Annotated in this window: 2 protein-coding genes and 1 pseudogene; 2 read left to right on the top strand and 1 reads right to left on the bottom strand. The window is 60.5% G+C overall.

Annotated elements, in window-relative coordinates; genetic code table 11:
* Positions 1-61: 61 nt before the first annotated feature.
* Positions 62-1,117 (bottom strand): sugar phosphate isomerase/epimerase, encoded by a 1,056-nt coding sequence (locus EN914_RS30915; protein ID WP_024504432.1) that lies wholly within the window; start codon positions 1,115-1,117, stop codon positions 62-64.
* Positions 1,118-1,517: 400 nt separating this feature from the next.
* Between EN914_RS30915 and EN914_RS30910 the strand changes: the two genes are divergently transcribed.
* Together EN914_RS30910 and EN914_RS30905 are read left to right on the top strand one after the other, a co-directional pair.
* Positions 1,518-2,405, top strand: coding sequence for a sugar phosphate isomerase/epimerase (locus tag EN914_RS30910; RefSeq protein ID WP_013529508.1), 888 nt, complete (start codon positions 1,518-1,520; stop codon positions 2,403-2,405).
* A gap of 59 nt (positions 2,406-2,464) precedes the next feature.
* A pseudogene (locus EN914_RS30905) lies at positions 2,465-2,755 on the top strand (mandelate racemase/muconate lactonizing enzyme family protein); the annotation flags it as partial.

The raw sequence follows: 2,755 nt of genomic DNA, 5'->3' as shown, positions 1-2,755 counted from the left end.
GTGTGAACCGACCCACCCGGCCTTTGGGCCACCCTCCCCGCGAAGGGGAGGGAAAATCGAGCTAGATTCCCATCATGGCGCGCAGCAACTTCTTGTCGGTGGTGCCAGCGGCGAAGTCGTCGAATGCCTTTTCCGTCACCCGGATGATGTGGTGCTCGATGAAAGGCGCGCCTTCGGCCGCACCATCCTCCGGATGCTTCAGGCAGCACTCCCACTCCAGCACCGCCCAGGAATCATAATTGTACTGCGTCAGCTTGGAGAAGATGCCGCCGAAATCCACCTGTCCATCGCCCAGCGAACGGAAGCGCCCGGCGCGGTTGGTCCAGCTCTGATAGCCGGAATAGACGCCTTGCCGGCCGGTCGGGTTGAACTCGGCGTCCTTGACGTGGAACGCCTTGATGCGCTCGTGATAGATGTCGATGAATTCGAGATAGTCGAGCTGCTGCAGCAGGAAATGCGACGGATCGTAATTGATGTTGCAGCGCTTGTGGCCGCCGACCGCGTCGAGGAACATCTCGAAAGTGGCGCCGTCGAAAACGTCTTCAGACGGGTGAATTTCATAGCCGACATCGACGCCGTTGTCCTCGTACACGTCGAGAATCGGCTTCCAGCGTTTGCCGAGTTCGCCAAACGCTTCCTCAATGAGTCCAGCCGGCCGCTGCGGGAACGGATAGAGGTAAGGGAAAGCCAGCGAGCCGGTAAACGACACTGAAGCATTCAGGCCTAGATTACGCGATGCTTTAGCGCCGAACTTCATCTGCTCGACAGCCCACTTCTGCCGGGCTGCGGGATTGTTGTGCACCGATGGCGGCGCAAAGCCATCCATCTGCGCGTCATAGGCAGGATGCACCGCCACCAATTGCCCCTGCAGATGCGTCGACAATTCCGTGATCTCGACGCCGGCGTCGGCGCAAATGCCTTTCACCTCGTCGCAATAGGCCTTGGAAGAGGCCGCCTTCTTGAGATCGAACAGCCGCGCGTCCCAGGTCGGGATCTGCACGCCCTTGTAGCCGAGACCGGCCGCCCATTTGGTGATCGACGCCAGTGAGTTGAACGGCGCGACGTCGCCCGCGAACTGCGCCAGAAACAGCCCCGGGCCCTTCATTGTCGTCGGCATCGGCATCCTCCCTCATTTCTCTCGCGACCGAGCATAGCGCCGATTGGAAACAGGGCCAGCCACTTTGGTCTTTTCTCAACGGGTGCTTGCACGCACCGCTATTCTGGTATTACCAAATGTGGAATTTTGGTCAAGCCTTGCAATGCGCCATCATGACCCCAAAACCACCCGGCGCAGGCATATATATCTCAATGTAATCAAGGAAATAATCCACAGCGAAAGTTGCGTCGCAGCGCTTCTTGCCGATCCGGATAATTTGCTGTAGACCTCGCTTCAGGCCCAATTGGTCGAACCAGTTTGCGAGAAAAGGCTGGGAACGCCTTGGGGAGGAACCTTTGTGTCGCCTTTTGGCGATGCATGTCGCAGGCGAACCATAGAGACGAGTTGGGAAGGACAGACCATGCATCTTTCGACGCACAACTGGATGCGCGCGGAACCCTTGGAAACGACGCTCAAGCGCATCAAGAAATTCGGCTATGAGTCGATCGAGATTTCCGGCGAACCCGAGCAGTACAAGACCAGGGAGACCCGGGCGCTGCTGAAGGAGCATGGCATTCGTTGCTGGGGCGCGGTGACCCTGATGCTGGGCGAGCGCAACCTCGCAGCCAGGAACCAGGGCCAGCGCGAGCGTTCCGTTCAGTATGTCAAGGACGTGCTGACCATGGTCAGCGAACTCGATGGCGAGATCATCACGCTGGTTCCGGCGACCGTCGGCAAGGTCGTGCCTGACGGCACCGAGGAAGAGGAATGGAAGTGGGTCGTCGACGCCACCCGCGAATGCTTCACCCACGCCAAGAAGGTCGGCGTCAAGATCGCTGTTGAACCGCTCAACCGCTTCGAGACCTATCTGTTCAATCGCGGCGCCCAGGCGCTGGCTTTGGCCGACGCGGTCAGCCCCGAATGCGGTGTCTGCCTCGACGCCTACCACCTCCATATGGAAGAATTTAACGTCTATGACGCGATCCGGCAGGCCGGAAAGCGCCTGTTCGACTTCCATGTCGCCGACAACAACCGCTTCGCCGCCGGTCTCGGCCAGATCGACTGGCCGAAGATCGTCGCCACCTTGCGCGAGATCGGCTACGACGGCGCGCTGACCAACGAGTTCGTCGCGCCCGTCGACCGGACGCCGGCGGCCCCCTATCCCGACATGGTCGAGCGCAATCCGGTCGATATCTCGCCCGAACAGCTGAAGTTCATCCAGGACCACGGCTCCAGCGTGCTCACCGAGAAATTCTACACCGACCAGATGCGCATCAACGCCGAAACGTTGCTGCCGCTGATCAAGTAGTCGACTGCCTCAGGGAAATTCGCCCTTCCGCCCTGACCGGCGCAGGGCTGGGGAAGAATATGCGTATCAAGTCCGTCCAAGCCTGGTGGATCCGCGTTCCGATCGAAGCCGCTCGGCAGCACCGCAGCGACTTCGGTCAGGTGACGACCTTCGACGCCGCCATCCTGCGCATCGAGACCGATGACGGGCTGGTCGGCTGGGGCGAAGGCAAGAACGCCGCCGGCAGTGCCGGCAGCTACGGCGCGCTCGTCCATATGCTGAACCATGAGGTCGGGCCGCAGCTGGTTGGCCGCGATCCGGCCGACATCGGCGTCATCTGGGAGATGCTCTACAATGGCGTGCGCCACGAC

Origin of the sequence: Mesorhizobium sp. M7A.F.Ca.CA.001.08.2.1, assembly GCF_003998455.1 — a bacterium.
Classification (GTDB): domain Bacteria; phylum Pseudomonadota; class Alphaproteobacteria; order Rhizobiales; family Rhizobiaceae; genus Mesorhizobium; species Mesorhizobium ciceri.
The sequence above is the reverse complement of the archived record's forward strand: the minus strand, read 5'-3'. Positions and strand labels throughout refer to the sequence as shown.

Excerpts from the sequence above, each read along its gene's own strand:
- EN914_RS30910 (WP_013529508.1), top strand. The coding sequence starts at position 1,518 with ATGCATCTTTCGACGCACAACTGGATGCGCGCGGAACCCTTGGAAACG.
- EN914_RS30915 (WP_024504432.1), bottom strand. The coding sequence starts at position 1,117 with ATGCCGACGACAATGAAGGGCCCGGGGCTGTTTCTGGCGCAGTTCGCG.